This window comes from Chryseobacterium sp. JM1 (assembly GCF_000737715.1).
Taxonomy (GTDB): domain Bacteria; phylum Bacteroidota; class Bacteroidia; order Flavobacteriales; family Weeksellaceae; genus Chryseobacterium.
Window position 1 is genome coordinate 145,537 of the sequence record NZ_JPRN01000010.1, and the last position, 20,059, is coordinate 165,595.

Annotated in this window: 14 protein-coding genes, 1 pseudogene and 1 riboswitch; of the genes and pseudogenes, 10 read left to right on the forward strand and 5 right to left on the reverse strand. The window is 39.5% G+C overall.

The genetic code is table 11. The features are described 5' to 3' along the window. Positions 1-189 precede the first annotated feature (189 nt). Positions 190-702, reverse strand: a complete 513-nt coding sequence (locus IW22_RS16595) for a hypothetical protein (protein ID WP_034728586.1) — start codon at positions 700-702, stop codon at positions 190-192. Between the two features lie 64 nt (positions 703-766). Next, positions 767-1,609, reverse strand: coding sequence for an alpha/beta hydrolase family protein (locus tag IW22_RS16600; RefSeq protein WP_034728587.1), 843 nt, complete (start codon positions 1,607-1,609; stop codon positions 767-769). Positions 1,610-1,754: 145 nt separating this feature from the next. On the opposite strand from IW22_RS16600, the gene IW22_RS16605 reads away from it, so the two are divergent. The 8 genes from IW22_RS16605 (at position 1,755) to tenA (ending at position 9,449) form a co-directional block, all read left to right on the forward strand. Continuing rightward, positions 1,755-2,528, forward strand: coding sequence for a HipA family kinase (locus IW22_RS16605; RefSeq protein WP_034728589.1), 774 nt, complete (start codon positions 1,755-1,757; stop codon positions 2,526-2,528). Next, the gene (locus IW22_RS16610; RefSeq protein WP_034728590.1) at positions 2,515-2,898 is read left to right on the forward strand and encodes a DUF3037 domain-containing protein; all 384 of its coding nucleotides are present in this window, start codon (positions 2,515-2,517) and stop codon (positions 2,896-2,898) included. The genes IW22_RS16605 and IW22_RS16610 overlap by 14 nt, the downstream gene beginning before the upstream one ends. Before the next feature lie 23 nt (positions 2,899-2,921). Next, positions 2,922-3,944 carry an alpha/beta hydrolase gene (locus IW22_RS16615; RefSeq protein WP_034728591.1) on the forward strand — a complete coding sequence of 341 codons (1,023 nt, stop codon included), beginning with the start codon at positions 2,922-2,924 and terminating at the stop codon, positions 3,942-3,944. 556 nt (positions 3,945-4,500) lie between these two features. Further along, complete coding sequence (locus IW22_RS16625; protein WP_034728593.1) at positions 4,501-6,342, forward strand: carbon starvation protein A; 1,842 nt, start codon at positions 4,501-4,503, stop codon at positions 6,340-6,342. 54 nt (positions 6,343-6,396) lie between these two features. Next, positions 6,397-6,490: riboswitch (TPP riboswitch) on the forward strand. Between the two features lie 62 nt (positions 6,491-6,552). Beyond that, positions 6,553-7,350: a hydroxyethylthiazole kinase gene (gene thiM, locus IW22_RS16630; protein ID WP_185113583.1), complete on the forward strand. Its 798-nt coding sequence runs from the start codon at positions 6,553-6,555 to the stop codon at positions 7,348-7,350. Further along, a complete protein-coding gene (gene thiE, locus IW22_RS16635; RefSeq protein WP_034728595.1) occupies positions 7,347-7,982 on the forward strand; it encodes a thiamine phosphate synthase in 636 nt (211 codons plus the stop codon). The genes thiM and thiE overlap by 4 nt, the downstream gene beginning before the upstream one ends. Further along, positions 7,979-8,812: a bifunctional hydroxymethylpyrimidine kinase/phosphomethylpyrimidine kinase gene (gene thiD / locus IW22_RS16640; protein ID WP_034728596.1), complete on the forward strand. Its 834-nt coding sequence runs from the start codon at positions 7,979-7,981 to the stop codon at positions 8,810-8,812. The genes thiE and thiD overlap by 4 nt, the downstream gene beginning before the upstream one ends. Continuing rightward, on the forward strand, positions 8,799-9,449 hold the full coding sequence (gene tenA, locus IW22_RS16645; protein ID WP_034728598.1) for a thiaminase II: 651 nt from the start codon (positions 8,799-8,801) through the stop codon (positions 9,447-9,449). Before thiD ends, tenA begins: the two co-directional genes overlap by 14 nt. A gap of 358 nt (positions 9,450-9,807) precedes the next feature. On the opposite strand, the gene IW22_RS16650 is transcribed toward tenA, so the two are convergent. The 3 genes and pseudogenes from IW22_RS16650 to IW22_RS24655 all read right to left on the reverse strand — a co-directional run. Continuing rightward, positions 9,808-12,534, reverse strand: coding sequence for a TonB-dependent receptor plug domain-containing protein (locus IW22_RS16650; protein ID WP_034728600.1), 2,727 nt, complete (start codon positions 12,532-12,534; stop codon positions 9,808-9,810). Positions 12,535-12,988: 454 nt separating this feature from the next. Then, positions 12,989-15,319 (reverse strand): ATP-dependent helicase, encoded by a 2,331-nt coding sequence (locus tag IW22_RS16655; RefSeq protein ID WP_034728602.1) that lies wholly within the window; start codon positions 15,317-15,319, stop codon positions 12,989-12,991. A gap of 824 nt (positions 15,320-16,143) precedes the next feature. Then, positions 16,144-16,398 (reverse strand): annotated as a pseudogene (locus tag IW22_RS24655) (thrombospondin type 3 repeat-containing protein); the annotation flags it as partial. A 232-nt stretch (positions 16,399-16,630) separates the two neighbouring features. On the opposite strand from IW22_RS24655, the gene IW22_RS16665 reads away from it, so the two are divergent. Both IW22_RS16665 and IW22_RS16670 read left to right on the forward strand, forming a co-directional pair. Further along, the gene (locus IW22_RS16665) at positions 16,631-17,944 is read left to right on the forward strand and encodes a M16 family metallopeptidase (RefSeq protein WP_034728606.1); all 1,314 of its coding nucleotides are present in this window, start codon (positions 16,631-16,633) and stop codon (positions 17,942-17,944) included. 54 nt (positions 17,945-17,998) lie between these two features. Beyond that, the gene (locus IW22_RS16670; RefSeq protein WP_034728608.1) at positions 17,999-20,029 is read left to right on the forward strand and encodes a M16 family metallopeptidase; all 2,031 of its coding nucleotides are present in this window, start codon (positions 17,999-18,001) and stop codon (positions 20,027-20,029) included. The last annotated feature ends 30 nt before the right edge of the window (positions 20,030-20,059 follow it).

Consider the following 20,059-nt stretch of genomic DNA (forward strand, 5'->3'; position numbering starts at 1 on the left):
TCCGCTTCATCAAATCTACCTGTTGATTTCCTCTTCAAATGCTTTAAGGCGTAATGATTTTATCTCAGGTAAAACTGAATCCCGATGGTCATTGCGAGGAGCGCAGCGACGAAGCAATCTCAAAAAAAACGCTTTAGATTACTTCACCTAAAGGTTCGCAATGACAGATAGATTTTTACAGTCTAGATTTTATTTAGACTTCAATGCATCAGTAACCGTAATTTTCCCTTTCTCAGCAAAATCGGTTACTTTTCCATTTTTATCAATAGACACATTCAGATTATCGTTCTTGGAATCATAGAAGATAGACGTTGAATATCCCGGGCAGTCATGCTGCTTACAACCTGTTACTTTATAAATTCCGTTCTCAGATATAATTGGAGATTCTACGTTGAAATTCTTAAGCATTTCATCATATTGCGCTCCGGTAAGTTTTTTAACCCGGTCTGCAAAACTTTTATCTTCAAATAGCTTAATATCATGAGGGTATTTACCCGTATTTTTAGTAATGATATTATCTGCGGAAGCCGTTACAGCAGGTGTAGAAGCTGCTGAGTCTGTTTTAGGTGCCGTTGCAGAATCTTTCGGCATGACGGTCGTTACAGAATCTCCGGTGGCGGGTACATCTGTTTTGGCTTCTTTTTTACATGAGATTACGGCGAATAATGAAAACGCACAGACGCTTACAATCAATTTTTTCATAATAATTTAATATGGTGATTAATAATTAGAACGTCAGTATTCAAATTTTATTCCACTATTAACCTTATTTCATATTTTTATTAATAAAATCAATACACTTGTCAGTCACGATTTTTAAGTTTTCTGGAAGCTCTTTTTCAGTCCACGGTTCCTTTGATCCGAAGGTATGATCTGCATTTTCAACTAAGAACAATTCTGAATTGGGATTCAGGATATGAAGATGTTCCGCATTTTTTACGCTTACACTTTCATCATTCGTTCCATGAATAATCAGCACATACGCTTTGGCCATTTCTGTTGCTCTTTCTACATCAAAACGGTGTACATTATTTTCAAAATCTTCATAAAACTGGTAATAATGTGGCATTTCCTGTTTTGTACGACCGTTCAGCACATAGTATACGCCATCTTTTTTCCAGTTTTCAAGTGCTTCATTCTTTGGAAAACGTTCCAGGGTATCTACACTAGCCAGTGTGATCAGTCCGTTGATTCTTTCGTCTTCAAAAGTCTTGATGATGGAAATCCCTCCTCCTCTGCTGTGACCGATCAGAACAATCCTCTGATCATCCACATTAGGATATTTTACAAAATGATCAATCACCACCCCCAAATCTGAAAGTTCTTTTGAATAATTATTATTCCCGAACGCCTCTAAATCAGCAAAATTATGGGGATCTTCCACTGTAGTTCCATTATGGGAAGCATTGAATTTCACAAAGAAAAGACCGGCTTCAGCGAACTTCTCCGCCATCAGATTCCATGCACCCCAGTCTTTATAGCCTTTGTAGCCATGAACAAAAATCACCAACGGTAATTTTTCATCCGTTTCGGGATACAATGCATCTGCCAGAAAATCTCTGGTTTCGGGGTTTCCAAGCTTTATATTAATTTCTTTTATCAATTTCATACAATTAAAACTTTTATTTAGTCTTTGTGGTATTTCGCACCACTCTAAATTAATGAAAAAAACTTTAGCGCTTTTGTTTTCATCTTATTTTCGTTCTCATCCGTACAGATCACAACTTATCAAAAAATAACCTTAATTTTGCAGTATGCTGGATTTAAGAACGGTAACCGTCATGCGTTACATCCTGCCCCTGAGGGAAGGCGGATCTCTTCCTGCTTTGGCAGAAGCTGATGATGATTTTAAATATGTACTGAAATTTCGCGGCGCTGGCCACGGAGTAAAAATGCTGATCTCCGAACTTTTGGGCGGTAAGATCACAGAAGCTTTGGGACTGCAGATTCCTGAGCTAGTATTTGTAAACCTTGATGTTGACTTCGGAAGAACGGAAGCCGATGAGGAAATTCAGGAACTGCTGAAATTTTCAGAAGGCCTGAATCTGGGGCTTCACTATCTTTCAGGTTCTATCACGTATGATCCGGGTGTAAAAGTGGATCCGCTTCTGGCCTCAAAAATCGTTTGGCTGGATGCATTCATCACGAATATCGACCGTACTTTCAGGAACACGAATCTTCTGATGTGGCATAAAGAGCTTTGGGTCATCGACAACGGAGCATCGTTTTATTTCCATCATTCGTGGCAGAATTTTGATGCAGCAGCCAAAACACCTTTCAAATATGTGAAAGATCACGTCTTGCTTCCGAAAGCCAACAGGCTGGATGAGGCCGATCAATTCGCCCACGAGGTATTGAATGACACGTTATTCAGGGATATCGTCAATTTAATTCCTGAAGACTGGCTCCAGTGGAATGACGCCGATGAAACACCGGAGGAGATTCGTGAGATCTATTTCCAGTTCATGAAAACCAGGTTAGAAAATTCTCAAATCTTTGTAAACGAAGCGAAAAATGCAAGAGGATAAAATATACGAATACGCCGTCATCCGCCTGGTACCGAAGGTTGAAAGAGAAGAATTTTTCAACATAGGACTCGTGATGTTTTCTAAAAAAGAGAAGTTTATCCGCGTAGAATTTCATCTGTGTCCGGATAAATTTAAGCTGATGCACAATAAAATTGATTACGACGACATCATTCAAAATCTGGAAAGCTTCCAAAAAATTGCAAACGGTGACAAAAAAGGAGGCCCAATTGCACTGATGGATATTCCTGAACGATTCCGCTGGCTAACGGCTGTAAGAAGCTCTGTCGTTCAGACATCAAGACCTCATCCGGGAAAATCTAAAGACCTGGAAAAGACTTTTGGTAAACTTTTTGAGGAGTTAGTAAAATAACACGCCACTACAAAAAGTATCCTATGAAATCATTAACGAACAACATATCAATCTACAGGTTTTTCACAAACCTGTTTTTTGTTTTTTCTTTAAGCTTATTTAGTTTAGGTTATTCACAAAATCAACTCGAACCCAAAACCGGGAAAAGCACCCTACTTCCGACCTTATCAGCAGTCAAAGAAAATGTAGTCTACAAAACCAATGAAAAGGGAAATCCTCTTTTACTGGACGTTTACAGCCCGAAAAATGTTTCCTCTGAAAAAACACCTGTGGTCATCTATGTGCATGGAGGTGCGTGGGTAAAAGGAGATAAAACGGTAAGAGACGGAAGTTATATAGAAACCTTCATTTCAAAGCTTCTTGATAAAAAATATACAGTCATCAGCATCGATTATACGCTTCTGAATGACAGTATTCACTTTCCGCTTCCTTTGCAGGATACCAAAGATGTGGTGAGATGGGTGCGAAAAAATGCTGCTGCCTATCACTTCGATCCTGATAATATCGGGTTTTTCGGAGCTTCATCCGGAGCTCACCTTTCAATGCTTGCAGCCTATACTCCGGATACCGAATTTCCGGGAAGTCCAGAACTTTCTTCCTATTCTGCAAAGGTCAATTATGTGGTGGATCATTATGGACCTTCAGACCTCAACAAACTTTTGCATACACGCCTAGGAAAAGTCCCGGTATTCTTTTTCGGTCTGGCGGCTCAAAAAATTGTCGACCTCAGAACGAACCTTGTTAGAGGACTGTCCGGATATGACATTAAAAAGGAAAAAAGAAAAACAATTGACTATTTCAAGACGATTTCTCCGCTGACCTATGTTTCAAGCGGCGTCCCTACTTTGATTATGCAGGGAAATAAAGACAAAGTAGTTCCGATGCAACAGTCCAAAAAGCTGCACAGAAAACTGAAGAGAGAAAATATTCAAAACAGCCTGATCATTGTGAAAGACGGTACTCATGGTTTCGGAACCACGGATAAAGCTTATATGGATCAACTGACGGATCAGATGGTTGAATTTATTGAGTCTCAGAGAAAATAAGGTTTAGTATTAAAACTTGAGAGTAAAATAAATAAATGAATACTATCAAACCTTATAGGTTTTAAAAACCTATAAGGTTTCGTTATATAAAAATATACTTTTTTTAAAACATTAAGATCAATGAAGGAGGTAAGGTAAGGTTAGTTAAGAAAAAATCAAATGATTTTTTAAGCTGTACGTTTTAAAGCAAAGCTAAAAATTAATATTCTTACAATCTTAATTAGCCTTAATGGTTTAAAATTTTTATCCCGATTATATGGATAAGCAGATAATCAAAAGTAAAAATCTGCATCATCTGACTCATCTGCGAAAAATTTTTAAAATCACATGATTTGAAAAATAACACCATATATACAGTTCCAAACACATAATAAATTAAAATATTAAAATTCAATGTTTTAATATTCAAAAAAACAAATTTAAATTACAAATTTGCTAGATTAGTATACATATCATCATTTTTTACGTCTAAAATAATTAACTTGGCTTTTGTTTAAATTATTCTTAACAAAATATCCAATATTTTTAATTATTCACTCTTAAAAAAACAAATGGTATGGATTTTCTGAATAACACCAATGCACTTACCCTGATCTTCGTATCAGTCCTTATTTTTGCGATCGCCTATCGTTTTTATGGTATTTTCATTGCCAATAAAGTACTTAGGCTTAATGATAAAAATACAACGCCTGCTGTAGAATTTGCAGACGGTAAAGATTATGTGGCCACCAATAAAAATGTTCTTTTCGGACATCATTTTGCGGCGATTGCTGCAGCGGGACCTTTGGTGGGACCTGTTTTGGCTGCGCAATTTGGATACCTTCCCGGTGCATTATGGATCCTGATCGGATGCGTATTGGGTGGTGGTGTGCATGATATGGTGGTTTTATTCGCTTCCGTACGACATAAAGGACAAAGTCTTGCTACTATTGCTTCCAAAGAAATTGGAAAGACTACTGGAACAGTGGCTGGTTTTGCTATTTTATTCATACTGATTCTTACGCTGGCTGGTTTATCATTAGCCTGCATCAATGCGATGCATGAAGCTTCGTGGTCACTCTTTACGGTTGTAATTACCATGCCTATTGCGGTGATCATGGGATTGATCATGAGATACAGAAAAAACAGTGTTCTTTTTGCCAGTATTTTAGGAGGTATTCTTTTAGTGGCAGGGATTATCGGTGGCCACAGCTTAATGCAGAACGAAACGATGAATAACCTATTTACATGGGATATAAAAACCATTTCGATTGCTATTCCGCTGTATGGTTTTCTGGCTTCTGTGCTTCCGGTTTGGTTGCTTCTTGTACCTAGAGATTACCTTTCAACTTATTTAAAAATAGGAACCATCATTATGCTTGCTGTCGGTGTGATTGTGATTCACCCTACGATTCAGATGCCTGCCCTTACAGAATTTATAAACGGTGGCGGTCCTGTCATTGGCGGTCCTGTACTTCCTTTTATTTTTATTGTGATCGCCTGTGGAGCCATTTCAGGTTTCCATGCTGTGATTGCAACAGGAACAACCCCGAAGATGCTTAACAAAGAAAAAGAAATTCTTTTTGTGGGCTACGGAGCGATGCTGGTAGAAGGTTTTGTCGCTTTAATGGCTTTAATCGCAGCATGTACACTGATGCCGGGTGATTATTTTGCTATCAATACTCCGAAGGAATCTTATGATGCTTTCCTGGCAGCACATCCTTCCCTGCACGGCGTAGATATTGATTATTATTCACAGAAAATAGGCATTGAGCTTCACGGAAGAACGGGTGGAGCGGTGTCTTTAGCCGTTGGAATGGCTCATATTTTCAATAAAATCCCGTACATGGATCAGCTGACGGCTTACTGGTATAATTTTGCCATCATGTTTGAAGCGGTGTTTATCCTTACCGCCATTGATGCAGGAACAAGAGTCGGCCGTTTCTTTTTACAGGAAATGCTGGGTTCTGTAATTCCCAAATTCAATGATAAGAACTGGATTCCGGGAATTATTATCAGCAGCCTCTTATTTACTTTTGCCTGGGGTTATCTGGTATTTACGGGAAATGTCAGCAGTATCTGGCCGCTCTTTGGAATCAGTAACCAGCTATTGGCAGCCTGCGGACTCATTGTCTGTACAACGATGCTGATCCGGATGAACAGGGGGAAATATGCCTTATGTTCAGCCATTCCGGGGGTTTTTATGGCTGGAATTACTTTCTGGGCCGGTTATATCCAGGTTACCGCGATCTATCTTCCTAAAGAACAATACTTGTTGGCAGCTTTAGCGGTAACAGCCATGGTTCTGATGCTGATTGTATTCATTGGCGCATTTATCAAATGGTACCAGCTTCTGCAGATTAAAACCACCGTGACGGATTATTATGGAGAACCTGTGAAAGAGCTTGTAGAAAGATAGGAAGTCATAAATCCTTTCTGAGTTTTTGCCTGCTCTGATAATTTTTATACATTTGTTTTGCTTTAGGGGTATTCTGAAAAAGAATTGAGAGAGTCCCTTTGAACCTGATACGGCTGACACCGACGTAGGGAAAAGCAAAATGACATTGTTGACAGTGTACTTTTTGTTTTGGATTTTTTCCTGAAGCTATTTTTATTTTAAATGATAATCATGGAAAAAATTCTTTGGGAACAGGTACAGCTCGTCAGACAACAGTCTCCTTTGGTTCATAATATCACCAATTATGTGGTGATGAACAATACCGCCAATGCCCTTTTGGCTGCAGGAGCCTCTCCTATCATGGCACATGCAAAATCCGAAATTCAGGAAATGATCGGTATCGCACATTCGGTGGTGATCAATATTGGTACTCTTGATGAATATTGGTCGGAATCTATGATCCTGGCCGCTAAAACGGCACATTCAACCGGAAAGCCTTGGGTTTTAGATCCTGTAGGTGCCGGAGCCACTTCTTTTAGGGATGAAGTTTTACATCAATTATTACAACATCAACCTACCGTTATCAGAGGAAATGCTTCTGAAATTATTGCGCTGGCCAAAGCCAATACCACCGCTACCAAAGGAGTAGATAGCACTGCACAGAGTAATGAAGCTATAAATGCTGCCCGCAGTCTCGTTGACCAATACGGCACAATAGTCTGTATCTCCGGTGAGACCGACATTATTCTGAATAAACAACAGGAAATATTCATTAAAAACGGGCATCCGCTTATGACGAAAGTAACCGGTTTGGGGTGTTCTGCCACAGCTTTAATCGGTGCATTTATAGGAATTACAGAGGATAAAGTAATAGCCGTAGCTGCTGCTATGGCATTCATCGGGATTGCAGGGGAACTGGCTGCTGAGGAAAGCAAAGGTCCCGGAAGTCTTCAGGTGAACCTCATCGATAAGCTGTATACAATCACTGAACAGGAATTTTCCAACCGTTTAAAGATAGAGCGAAGATGAGTTTAAATCCTTTTCCCTATCAGCTTTATCTGGTCATTTCTGAGGCTGACTGTGCTGGTCGAAATTTCCTACAGGTGGCCGAGCAGGCTATCCTCGGAGGAGTTGATGTGATTCAACTGAGAGAAAAAAACAGCAGTACAGATTCCTTTCTTACAAAAGCCCAACAGCTTATTGAATTGACAGATAAATATTCTGTTCCACTCATTATTAACGATAACATAGAGGTTGCAGAAAAGGTGAATGCAGCAGGTATTCATGTGGGAAACAGCGATGCTTCACCGGTTTATTTAAGACAACAGCCTCTTCTCCATCATAAAATCATTGGTTATTCGATTGAATATCTTTCCCAGCTTGACAATGAACAGACCGCCGTTTCCGATTATCTCGGAATCAGCCCCGTTTTCAGAACGGATACAAAAACGGATACGATAACAGAATGGGGACTTGAAGGAATTAAAACGATCAGACAGCTTACGGACAAACCTTTAGTCGCCATTGGCCATATTCATTTAGGAAATGCAAAGGAGGTGATGAATGCAGGAGCAGATTGTCTTGCTGCCGTTTCCGCGATTTGTGGTGCTCCTGATCCTCAAAAAGCAGCCTATCAATTAAAAAACGAAATCTTAAAATGAAAAAATACACTTATCCATCGGTATTAACGATTGCCGGATTTGACGGAAGCGGCGGCGCTGGCATTCAGGCAGATATTAAAACGGCTTCTGCTTTAGGATGTTTCTCAACATCCGTATTAACGGCTTTACCGGTACAGAATACGCAGGGTGTAAGAACAATATATCCTATTCCGGTAGAAGCTGTGGCGGATCAGATCGAAGCTATTCTGGATGATATTTTTCCGGATGCCATAAAAATCGGGATGGTTCATACTCCACAACTGGTCGAAACGATTGTTTCAACTTTAGGAAAGTATAAAAAAATACCGCTTGTATTTGATCCCGTCATGGTTGCCACAAGTGGTCACCGCCTGATCGAAGAGGATACGATAGCAGCCATTACAGAGAAAATTTTCCCGATAGCTGACGTGATTACCCCCAATATGGACGAAGCTTCCATTTTAGCAAAGATGAAAGTCGAGACCCTTGAAGATCTGTATACTGCCGGAAAAGAAATAAAAAAGCTGGGCTGCCGAAGCATTCTTTTGAAAGGCGGACATCAGGAAACCTCAACAATCACATCATTATTTTATGATGAACATGAGAAATTTCATTCTTTCGAGACGGTGAAATTTAACACCAACAACACCCACGGCTCAGGCTGCACGCTTTCTTCTACCATTGCGTCCTATCTGGCTCAGGGCAAAACTTTATACGATGCCGTTTCTTTGGGACAGGAGTACGTTTATCAAGCCATAGAACACGGAAAAGACGTACAAACAGGACATGGAAACGGTCCGCTTAATCACTTTTTTAATCCTCAAAAACTTATCAAAAATGAAATGGTCTGAACACACCTGGCAAGCTATAGAACAACGTTATGAATCTATTCTGGACATGGCGTTTATCAAAGAATTATCAGATGGAACTTTACCGCAGGAGAAATTTAGGTTTTATATGGCTCAGGATTCTTTATATCTTGAACATTTTGGGAGAACGCTCTCGCTGATTGCTGCTAAAATTCAGGATCTTCAGGATGTACTTGCGTTTATGCGATTTGCAGAAAATGCCATTGTCGTGGAAAATGCTCTACATGAATCTTATTTTGTAGATTTTGGAGTTACAGATAAAGGGGTAGCGGAACCTGCATGTCATCATTATATTCACTTTCTAAGAAGTACCGCAGCTTTGGAGTCTGTAGAAATTGCAGTGGCGGCAGTTCTTCCCTGTTTCTGGATTTACAGAGAGGTCGGAGATTATATTTACAGCAATCAAAACGCGATCAACAACCCTTATCAAAAGTGGATTGACACTTATGGAGGTGAGGAATTTTCTGTTGCCGTAGATCAGGCTATTGCGATTTGTGACCGACTGGCTGAGAACAGTACAGAGGAAACAAGAGAGAAAATGACCGAAGCTTTTATCATGTCCACGAGAATGGAATTCCATTTCTGGGAAGGCGCTTATGAGCTGAAAACATGGAAATAGATTAAAAATAAAAGCGGATTCAAAAATTTAATCCGCTTTTTGATATGGATTTTTTTTTGTTGGTAAACGCAAAGGCGCAAGTTTTTTTAATATGAAACTGTTTTTAAGGCGCAAGAAAATCATAGATTTTCAGCTATTTTTATGCCTCTGTCATTGCGAACCTTTAGGTGAAGCAATCTCAAATTATTTAACAATACCTTTTTTTGAGATTGCTTCGTCGCTCTGCTCCTCGCAATGACAGCGATACTCAATTTTATCGGAGATAAAATCCTTGCGCCTTAAAACGTAATGCATTCAAATATCTTGCGCCTTTGCGTTTTTCCAACCAGAAAATGTGATTTTTAAACTGGCTTATGATTTAAAAATTAAAATTAAGTCGTGAGAATACATATCTTCCATTCTGCCCAAACTGAGACGTAGAACGCGAATACACGAACTGGTCATTATTGGTAGATGCCGGAAGGTTTTTATCAGGATAAATATCAAACAGATTGTTAACCCCGATGGTTAATCCTACATTTTTTGTAAACTGGTAAGCTAATGAAAGATCAGTAATGATCTTGTCTCCGATCTGCTGATGCTCATTGAATCCGATAATTCCGTCACCGTTGGCATCAATCACATCTGCCCCCGTTACTTTTCCGAAATAGGTATTTCTAAGATACACACTTGCCTTTTTCCATGAAAGCGTGTGGGATAAACTTGCTTTTACCCTTGGAACCGCTTCTTCCAGATACACTCTTGACTTTTCTGAAAAATAAATTTTCTCAAGATTTGGAGACTGCAAAAGTCCTGAAGAGTGCGTATCCCCTACTTTTCTGGTCTCACTTACATTGATCGCAAAATTATTGTCCAGTTTTATTCCTGAAAATCTTGCATTGTGAGAAATCACAACGTCTATACCTTTTGTTTCCGTATCAATGGCATTGGTGAAGAACTGAGCTCCATTAACTCCCTGTGCATCAAAAGCGGCCTGTGCAGCGACTGGTACATCAGCTCTTAAGAACTGATCGGTAAGGATAATCCTGTTGTTGATTCTGGTAAAATATCCATCTGCGGTAAAAGTCAGGCTCGCAGAAGGAATTCTGTAGGTAAATCCTACGCTGGCAGATTTAGAAGTTTCCTGCTTCAGTTTTGGCATTTCCAGCAGTCCTGCAATCTGTGAATCATTACTGAAGGTTCCCACTTCCAGAAGCTGGCTGTTGGTAAACAAAGTTGAGGTCACATTATAATAGATCTGGTGGATAGAAGGTGCTCTGAATCCGGTAGAACCTGCTAATCTTACATTAAAATTGGGAGCGACTTTGATTCTTGACGCTAATTTATAGTTAAAGGTAGAACCAAAATCTGAATAATTTTCATACCTCGCTGCGGCATCCACTAATAACCAGTTGGTGAAATTAAATTCAACATCTGCGTAAGCTGCTACTGCCTGCCTGTTTTTATCGATCGCATTCACCGGCTTAAATCCTCCGAAAACCTGTGATCCTCCTGGAAGTGCATTTCCAAAGAAATCCGTAGCTCTCGGGCTTGTATTATTCCACACATTTCCTGCAGCATCATAGGTCGTGTAGGAAGCTTCGTCACCCTGCGTTATTTTAAAATTTTCGTAACGGTGTTCGGCTCCAAAAGCGACATTGATTCCACTCCAGACATCATATTTTTTAGAGAAATCTAAATTGATGGTATTCTGGGAAAATCTTAAACCTCCTGCATCAAATTCTTTCGGGGATGCAAAACGTAAAGATGTATTTCCTGTGTTCTGAATATTATAACTGAATGAATTCTGTCCGAATGTATTGCTTAAATCAATATTCCAGCCGTCCCAGTTTCCTTTGATTCCTGCGGAAAGCGACAGGTCCTGAATATCAGTTCCGATCTGTGGTAAATAACCGTCTGAATACAGCCCTGTAAACGTTCTGCTCTGGTTCGGCTTTCTGTAAAATCCTCCTGAAGTTCCGTGTCTGAAGCTATAACCTCCGAAAGAATATACTTTCCAGTTATCATTAATAGGAACCTCGATATTAGCAAAAAGCTGATTGTTGTTCAGTTTCGACTGTCCCACCTGCATATTGAAATCTTTTCTTTCCTGCCCTCTGTAAGCGAGTTCCTGATCTGTAAAATCTCCCTTCAAAAGTCCCTGTAAAACTCCGATGCTGTTGGCTCCCTGAATCTGGTTCTGCAGATCCTGAGAAAAATAACTTACGCCCTGAGCATATTGATGGATGTAATTGACAAGCTGCTGGGAATTTGGCACGTTATTGATATTTGAAAAAAGGGAAGATAAATTCACTCCATCGTTTTGTGCACGTCTTTCAATCGCATTGTAAGCATTGTAGATTGAGCCACTTTCAGCACCGGCTCTCGAAGTCGGGTTTCTGAACTGTGATGACCAGGTGATGTTATAGAAACCTCCTTTATTTCCGATTTTATTTCCGTAATTAAGGTCAACCTGAATATTCTGTCCGTCGAAATTTCCGGTATGGTCATTGGCAGTTGGCGTTAAATTTCCTCCGTAACTTACCTGTCCGGTTAGTTTTCCGATGTCTTTTTTCAGTTCAAGGTTGATCACTCCGGCAATCGCATCAGATCCATATTGGGCTGAAGCACCGTCACGCAGGACTTCAATTCTGTTTAAGGCAAAGGAAGGAATTGAATTTAGATCCGTTCCTACCGTTCCTCTTCCCGGAGTTCCGTTCACATTGACCAATGCTGAGGTATGTCTTCTTTTTCCGTTAACCAAAACCAATACCTGATCCGGTCCCAATCCTCTCAACTGAGCAGGATCCAAATGGTCCGTTCCGTCTGAATTCGTCTGGATGGTAGAAGTGAAAGAAGGTGCTACCGCATTTAAAATCTGTCCTATACTGGACTGCGGAAGAACTACTGAAGATTCTTTTATATTGAAGACATCCACAGGAACCGGGCTGTCTGTTTTAGATCGGGCACCGGCTCTTGAGCCCAGCACCACTACTTCTTCTACATTATTGGTTTTCACACTGTCTTTTTCTTTTTCCTGTCCGAAAGCATACGTTCCGAGGAAAAAAAGAACAGAAGCTGATACGATAGTCGTTTTATTTTTCATACCCTTACATCAATTTATAGTTTATGTTTTTTTGAGTGGCAAATGTAAAGTTAATTCATTAGTCTACAAAATTAATAGACTTTAATTTTGTGAAAATTTAAGATAGTTTCAGTCTATTATTTTAAACACGACTGATTAAAACTCAAATATATTGGTCTTTTGAAAGCATTTTTTTTAAACACGAATGACACAAATACTTTCACAAATGCCACTAAGCCGCCGAAGCTATTTGTGTTATTACTGAAAAACATTCGTGCAATTTGTGTTTTGAGAGCGTTTTTTTAAACACGAAGGACACAAATACTTTCACAAATGGCACTAATGCCGCCAAAGATATTCGTGTTATCCGTGAAAAACATTCGTGCAATTTGTGTTTAAATAAAAAAAACGGACCCTAAATAGAATCCGTTCTCAATTTTATTATTTCCAGTTTTTACAACTGAAAAACTTGCTTTTATATTTTCGTAAGCTTCGCATACTTCAGGATAAGGTTTTTCTCTCCTTCATGAATGAAAACTACTTTGGCTTTGATATTCTGAGGATCCGTACCATCCAGGAAAGAAACTTCCCCGATTCCGAAACGGTCGTGTCTCACTTTATCTCCTACCTCAATATCCTGTGAAGAAGCTCCGCTTGGATTGATAATTTTCGCGGTACTGACCGGTTTTAGTTTTCTGACTTCCGGGGCAGGTTTTGAATTGTCACCTTTATCAATCGTTTTCTTTTCAACTCTTCTGAACGCTTTCTGTTCGGAAGGATGTTCATCAAAGATATTTGACTTGATTCCGGTATTATTGATAAATCTCTTTTCCAGAGCCGGGTTTAAGAACTCAATATACTGATCATCAATTTCACTCAAGAATCTTGAAGGCTCCGCATCTGTAATTTTTCCCCATTGAAAACGGGAAACCGCATAAGAGAAAAAGACCTGCTTTTCGGCTCTTGTCAACGCTACATAAAACAGACGTCTTTCTTCCTCCAGATCTTCTCTGGTTGCGGAACTCATAAAGCTCGGGAAAAGGTTTTCTTCAAGACCCACAAGGTGAACCACCGGGAATTCCAGACCTTTCGACAGGTGAATCGTCATTAACGAAACCATATCCTCCTCTAAATTTTTATCCTGAGTATCTGCAGAAAGGGCAATATTCTCAAGGAAATTCGGAAGACTAGGATCACCATCTTCAAGCTGGATCTGCTCTTCAATGAATCCCTGCATGGAATTCATCAATTCCTGAACGTTTTCTACACGGGAAATTCCTTCCGGAGTCTGGTCGTCTTTTAAAAACTTGATCAGACCGCTTCGTTTGGCCACTTCCATTGCAACGCTGTAAGCTGTATCGGTTTTCAGCAATACCTGGAATGCTTTGATCATGGACCAGAAGTCATTCAGTTTGGTTAAAACACCATTGTTCAGGCCTAATTGAGGCGCATACATGGGTAAATTACTCAATACCTGTGAAATGGTCACATTATGGGAATCTGCAAAAACGATCAGCTTATTCTGGGTCGTTTCCCCGATTCCTCTTGTAGGATAATTGATAATTCTCATCAGGGCTTCCGAATCATTTTCATTGATCAGAAGACGCAAGTAAGCGATAAGGTCTTTTACTTCTTTTCTCTGATAGAAAGAAAGTCCACCGTAAACCTTGTACGGAATATTTTTACGTCTCAGCGCATCTTCAAATGCTCTGGTCTGTGAGTTCGTTCTGTATAAAATCGCAAAATCACTGTACTTTCTCTGGTCCGTATTTCTGAGCTCCCAGATATTTCCGGCCACGAAATTCGCTTCATCGGCATCGGAAAGAGAACGGTATATTTTGATCTTATCCCCTTCTTCGTTATCACTGAAAACATTCTTCTTGAACTGCTGAAGGTTTTTTGAAATGACAACGTTAGCTGCATTCACAATATTCTGGGTGGAACGGTAATTCTGTTCCAAAGAAACCGTGATTGCGTCAGGATAATCTTTCTTAAAGTTTAAGATGTTATAAATATTGGCACCACGGAAGGAGTAAATAGATTGTGCATCATCCCCTACCACGCAGATATTTTCAAATTTTGAAGCCAGTGCTTTTACAATAAGGTACTGGGAGTGGTTGGTATCCTGGTACTCATCTACCATGATGTATCTGAATCTGTCCTGATATTTGGCCAGTACTTCCGGAAAACGGGTTAGTAATTCGTTGGTCTTTAACAATAAATCATCAAAATCCATCGCTCCGTTTTTGAAGCATGCATCCACATATCTCTGGTAGATCTGCCCGATGAATTTCATATTTGCCTTTTCATCAGCTTCCATCAATTCAGGATTGTTAAAATAAGCTTTTACCGTGATCAGGTTGTTTTTATAGGTTGAAATTCTTGCCTGAACTTTTTTAGGTTTATAAAGATCAGCATCGATATTCATGTCTTTTAATACTTTTCTGATGACATTCAGGGCATCCTGCATATCATAGATTGTAAAATTGGATGGATAACCCAGGTAATGACCTTCAATTCTCAGGATTCTTGCAAACACCGAGTGAAAAGTTCCCATCCATAAGCTTCTTGCATTGCTGTCTCCTACCACTTTGGCGATACGGTCTTTCATTTCGCGGGCGGCTTTATTGGTAAACGTCAGGGCCAGGATGTTGAAAGGGTCCACACCGTTGTGGATCAGGTGGGCAATACGCATGGTCAGCACACGCGTTTTTCCGGAACCGGCTCCTGCAAGTACCATTAAAGGTCCCTGTAGAGAGGTAACGGCTTCATATTGTGATTCATTGAGTCCTTTCAGATAATCCATACTGCAAAAAAAATTTTGGGAACACAAAATTAATGTATTCAAAGGACAATTCAAATTATGAGTTTAATTTATAGAAAGTAAAAAAATTAAGATGAGCATTCTGCCGGATCAGAAGAGGTTTAATCATTAAAGTTTTTCGTGACTGTCCATTTTCCGTTTTCGTATTGATAATATTTTACGGGTCGTGAAAAATATCCGGATTTGGGATCCGAGAAACTAAGCATAATAAGCAAACCTAATTTTAAATCCTTATCATATTGTGCCGCTATAGAAACTCCGAAACTTATTTCCTGCAGATCAACAAATTTATTATCTTTTCTGACGATTGATAATTCTTTGACCGGCTTTTGAGGTGATGCATAATAAAAATTGCTTTTCTTTCCGTCATCAGTGATTTTTCCTTTATAAAAAGGAGTATTTCCTGTAGTAACAAAAAAATTACTTTCCTCATTTTCCCAGCCGAAAAAAAGCTCTCCACCACCAAACAAAGTTGAGACAGGAATAATAATCCCGTTTCCTGTTTTCTTCCTGAATTTGGCGAAATTATTCCTGTTCCAAAGTTTATCAAAAATATCCGTGCCGATTAGTTTTTCATAATGTTTACAGTCGTAGTAACGATCATTTCCACATTCAGGTCCGCCACCAATGATGGTTTTTCTCAAAAAAAGCACTTTTTTAGGTTTTAAAAAGAATCTTTTAAAATCCGGATCTCCACATATCAAATCAAAAAGACTGTCGAAATTCATTTCACCAAGCTGTTCAACGTTTTTTTCGTAGCGCATTTTTTCTTCTTCATATAGTTTTCCGCAGTCTCTTTTACGTGGAGGACACCCCTGATTTTCTACCATTCCCGGCAACGTAGGACATGCATCATCTTTATCCAGAATTCCGTCTCCGTCCGTATCAAGCCACGGACAGCCATTATTTTCAAGGGGTCCTGCTACATCCCGACATTGATCATCCTTATCCAAAGCTCCATCTTTATCTTCATCCGGCCATGGACAGCCATTATTCTCAGGTGATCCCTGTTCTTTAGGGCACTGATCCATATAAAAAGGAATTTCGTCCCCGTCTTCATCGGAAAGACAAGTCTTTTTATTCCATTCTTTTCTGCATTTTTTTAATCTTTCCTGATCTACAGTTGCCTGCGCCTGCATCAGAAAAAAGGAGAAAAGAAAAAGTAAAGTAAAATAAATTCTCATAGTGGAGTTAAAGAGTTTACAAATAAACAAAATTTTAAAAAAAAGTAGAGTAATTATGTAACAAATACCGTATTTGCCCTACTAATTGGTACAAAACAATTTCTACTTTATGAAAAAGCGACTTCTTTCTGTTGCAGCAGCATCTTTCTTCGGAATGGTACTGAATGCACAGCAAATTAAATTCGAAGAGTATGACCTGCCAAACGGCCTTCACGTAATTCTTCACCAGGATAATTCTGCGCCGGTAGTTACTACAGGGGTAATGTACCATGTAGGTGCGAAGGATGAAGTAAAAGGAAGAACAGGTTTTGCCCACTTCTTCGAACATCTTTTATTTGAAGGAACACCTAACATCAAAAGAGGTGAATGGTTCAAAATCGTTTCTTCAAACGGAGGACAAAATAACGCTAACACCACGAATGACAGAACGTATTATTTTGAAACGTTCCCTTCGAATAACGAGCAGCTTGGGCTTTGGATGGAATCTGAAAGAATGCGTCACGCCGAGATTAATCAGGTGGGAGTAGATACTCAGAGAGAAGTTGTAAAAGAAGAGAAAAGATTAAGAATGGACAACCAGCCTTATGGAAACCTTTTCCCTACCATTCAGAAAAATTTATTTACCAATCACCCGTACAACTGGCCTACCATCGGTTCTATGGAAGATCTTAACTCTGCAAAGCTTGAAGAATTCCAGGCTTTCTATAAAAAATACTACGTTCCGAACAATGCTACATTGGTAGTTGCAGGAGATATCAAACCTGAGCAGACTAAGAAGTGGATTCAGGAATATTACGGAGGTATTCAGAAAGGAACTCTTTATCCAAAAGACTTCCCGAAAGACGCTCCTATCACTCAGGAAAAAGAGGTAACGGCTACAGACCCGAACATTCAGCTTCCTGCGTATATTTTCGCGTACAGAACTCCGGCTAACAAAGAGAAAGACGCTTACGTACTAGATATGCTTTCGTCTTATCTGAGCAACGGTAAATCTTCAGTTTTATATAAAAAATTAGTTGACCAGGATAAAAAAGCGCTTGCTGTACAGGCTTTCAACCAAGGGCTTGAAGATTACAGTATTTTCGCATTCTTCGCGATCCCGATGGGACAGACTACAAAACAGACTTTACAGGCTGACATTGATGCTGAAATCAAAAAGCTGCAGACAGGTCTGATCTCTGAGGAAGATTATCAGAAACTTCAGAACCAGTATGAGAATCAGTTTGTGAACGCCAATTCAAGTATTCAGGGGATTGCTGCTTCATTGGCAACCAACCACGTACTGATGGGGAATACCAATCTGATCAATAAGGAAATCGACATCTACAGATCAATCACAAGACAGGATCTGCAGAACGCGGCTAAGAAGTATTTGAATTCCAATCAAAGAGTAATCATTAATTATGTTCCTGAAAAAAAGTAATCATTTAAAACTTTCAGGTTTAAAAAATGATTATTAAAAATTAAATTTTTACAAATGAAAAAGCAATTAACATATATAGCTGCAGCGTTTTTTATCGCAGGAACGATTTCAGCACAAAAAATTGATCTTAACGCAATGCCGAAACCGGGACCTACTCCTGCGATCAACATTGCAAAACCAAAAACTTTCCAACTGAGCAACGGTCTTACGGTAATGGTTGTGGAAAACAACAAACTACCAAGAGTAAACACAACGCTTTCTATGGACAGACCTCCGTTCAACGAAGGAAGCGTAACGGGAGTAAGCTCTATCATGGCTGAACAGTTCGAAAACGGAACGACTAATTTAAGCAAAGACGATTTCAACAAAAAAGTAGATTATCTGGGCGCTACCCTGAACTTTTCGTCCAACGGTGCCGCTTCGAATTCTCTTTCCAAATATTTCCCTGAGGTATTAAGTTTAATGGCTGATGCGATCATTAATCCTAAATTCTCGGCTGAAGAAATTCAAAGTTCAAAAGAAAGAGCTTTAGAAGGCCTGAAATCCGGAGAGAAAAATGCTTCAGCGATCGCTTCAAAAGTTTCCAATGCTTTAATGTATGGTAAAAATACAGCAAGAGGTGAGTTTGAAACTGAAGAATCTATCAACAAAATTCAGCTTGCTGACGTACAAAACGTTTATAAAAAATACTACGCTCCGGACAATGCTTATTTAGTGATTGTAGGAGATGTGAAATTTGACCAGATCAAACCTTTGGTGGAAAAAGCATTCAGCGGATGGAAAAAGGCGAATACGCCTATCGTTCCTTTGGAGCCGACAGCCAATGTTGGTAAAACGGAAATTAATATTGTAGACGTCCCTTCAGCGGTACAGTCTGTAGTTTCTGTAAGCAACCTGAACAATCTTAAAATGAAGGATCCTAATTATTTCGCGGCTACTATGGCTAACTACATCTTAGGGGGTGGTGGTGAAGCGAGACTTTTCATGAACCTTCGTGAGAAAAACGGATTCACTTACGGAGCGTACTCCAGTATGAGTGCTGATAAGTATTCTTCTGAATTCTCAGCGGATGCCAGCGTAAGAAATGAAGTTACTGATAAAGCCGTTAAGGAATTCATGAATGAACTTAACGCGATTTCTACGGTAAAGCCTGAAGAACTGGCAAATGCTAAGGCTAAACTGAAAGGTTCTTTCATCATGTCATTAGAGAAACCGGAAACGATTGCAAAATTTGCTTTAAACCAAAAGGTTCAGGATCTTCCTTCTGATTTCTACACGAACTATTTAAAGTCAATAGATAAAGTAACTGCTGCCGATATTTCCAATGCAGTAAAAGCGAATATTCTTCCTAACCAGAGCAGAATTTTCATCGCCGGTAAAGCATCTGATATTTCTGAAGGACTTGAGAAATTAGGATATCCTGTAAAATATTTCGACAAACAGGCTAATCCTGTAGCTAAAGCTGCTGCACAGAAAGTAGACGCAGCTGTAACTACGGCATCTGTTGCTGATAAATACATCAATGCCATCGGAGGTTTGGCAGCGGTTCAGAAAATCACTTCCATTACGACTGATGCTTCTACAAAGGTTCAGGGAATGGAAATGAATATGAAACTGGTTCAGGCCAAAGGCGGAAAAATGCTGATGGATATGAAAATGATGGGCAACACGGTACAAAAGATCGTTTTTGACGGTAAAGAGGGGTATATTGAAGGTCAAGGCAAAAAAATGCCTTTAACTGATAAGCAGAAGGCTGATATGGCTGATCCGGAATTGTTCCCGGAACTTGCTTTTGCTAAATCTGCAGATTACAAGGTAACAGGAATCGAAAAGTATAACAACGAAGATTCTTATGTAGTGAAAGGACCAAAAGACACCTATTATTACAGCGTAAAAACAGGACTTAAAACGGGGGAAACAAAATCCAGCGAAGGAGGTTCTATCCCTACAAGCTTTGCAGATTACAAAGAGGTTTCAGGGGTAAAGTTTCCATTCACGATCATCCAGAACATGGGTGGAATGGATATCAACCTGACGGTAAAATCCCGCGAGGTGAACCTGGCTAGAGATTCTGATTTTAAATAAGAATAGTCATTTTATTATAGAAAAAACGGC

What these genes read in the sequence shown, in the direction of transcription:
- tenA (WP_034728598.1), top strand. Translation starts at nt 8,799, where the DNA reads ATGAAATGGTCTGAACACACCTGGCAAGCTATAGAACAACGTTATGAA.
- IW22_RS16615 (WP_034728591.1), top strand. Translation starts at nt 2,922, where the DNA reads ATGAAATCATTAACGAACAACATATCAATCTACAGGTTTTTCACAAAC.
- IW22_RS16625 (WP_034728593.1), top strand. Translation starts at nt 4,501, where the DNA reads ATGGATTTTCTGAATAACACCAATGCACTTACCCTGATCTTCGTATCA.
- IW22_RS16610 (WP_034728590.1), top strand. Translation starts at nt 2,515, where the DNA reads ATGCAAGAGGATAAAATATACGAATACGCCGTCATCCGCCTGGTACCG.
- IW22_RS16670 (WP_034728608.1), top strand. Translation starts at nt 17,999, where the DNA reads ATGAAAAAGCAATTAACATATATAGCTGCAGCGTTTTTTATCGCAGGA.
- IW22_RS16650 (WP_034728600.1), bottom strand. Translation starts at nt 12,534, where the DNA reads ATGAAAAATAAAACGACTATCGTATCAGCTTCTGTTCTTTTTTTCCTC.
- IW22_RS16595 (WP_034728586.1), bottom strand. Translation starts at nt 702, where the DNA reads ATGAAAAAATTGATTGTAAGCGTCTGTGCGTTTTCATTATTCGCCGTA.
- IW22_RS16665 (WP_034728606.1), top strand. Translation starts at nt 16,631, where the DNA reads ATGAAAAAGCGACTTCTTTCTGTTGCAGCAGCATCTTTCTTCGGAATG.
- IW22_RS16655 (WP_034728602.1), bottom strand. Translation starts at nt 15,319, where the DNA reads ATGGATTATCTGAAAGGACTCAATGAATCACAATATGAAGCCGTTACC.
- thiD (WP_034728596.1), top strand. Translation starts at nt 7,979, where the DNA reads ATGAAAAAATACACTTATCCATCGGTATTAACGATTGCCGGATTTGAC.
- IW22_RS16600 (WP_034728587.1), bottom strand. Translation starts at nt 1,609, where the DNA reads ATGAAATTGATAAAAGAAATTAATATAAAGCTTGGAAACCCCGAAACC.
- thiE (WP_034728595.1), top strand. Translation starts at nt 7,347, where the DNA reads ATGAGTTTAAATCCTTTTCCCTATCAGCTTTATCTGGTCATTTCTGAG.
- thiM (WP_185113583.1), top strand. Translation starts at nt 6,553, where the DNA reads ATGGAAAAAATTCTTTGGGAACAGGTACAGCTCGTCAGACAACAGTCT.
- IW22_RS16605 (WP_034728589.1), top strand. Translation starts at nt 1,755, where the DNA reads ATGCTGGATTTAAGAACGGTAACCGTCATGCGTTACATCCTGCCCCTG.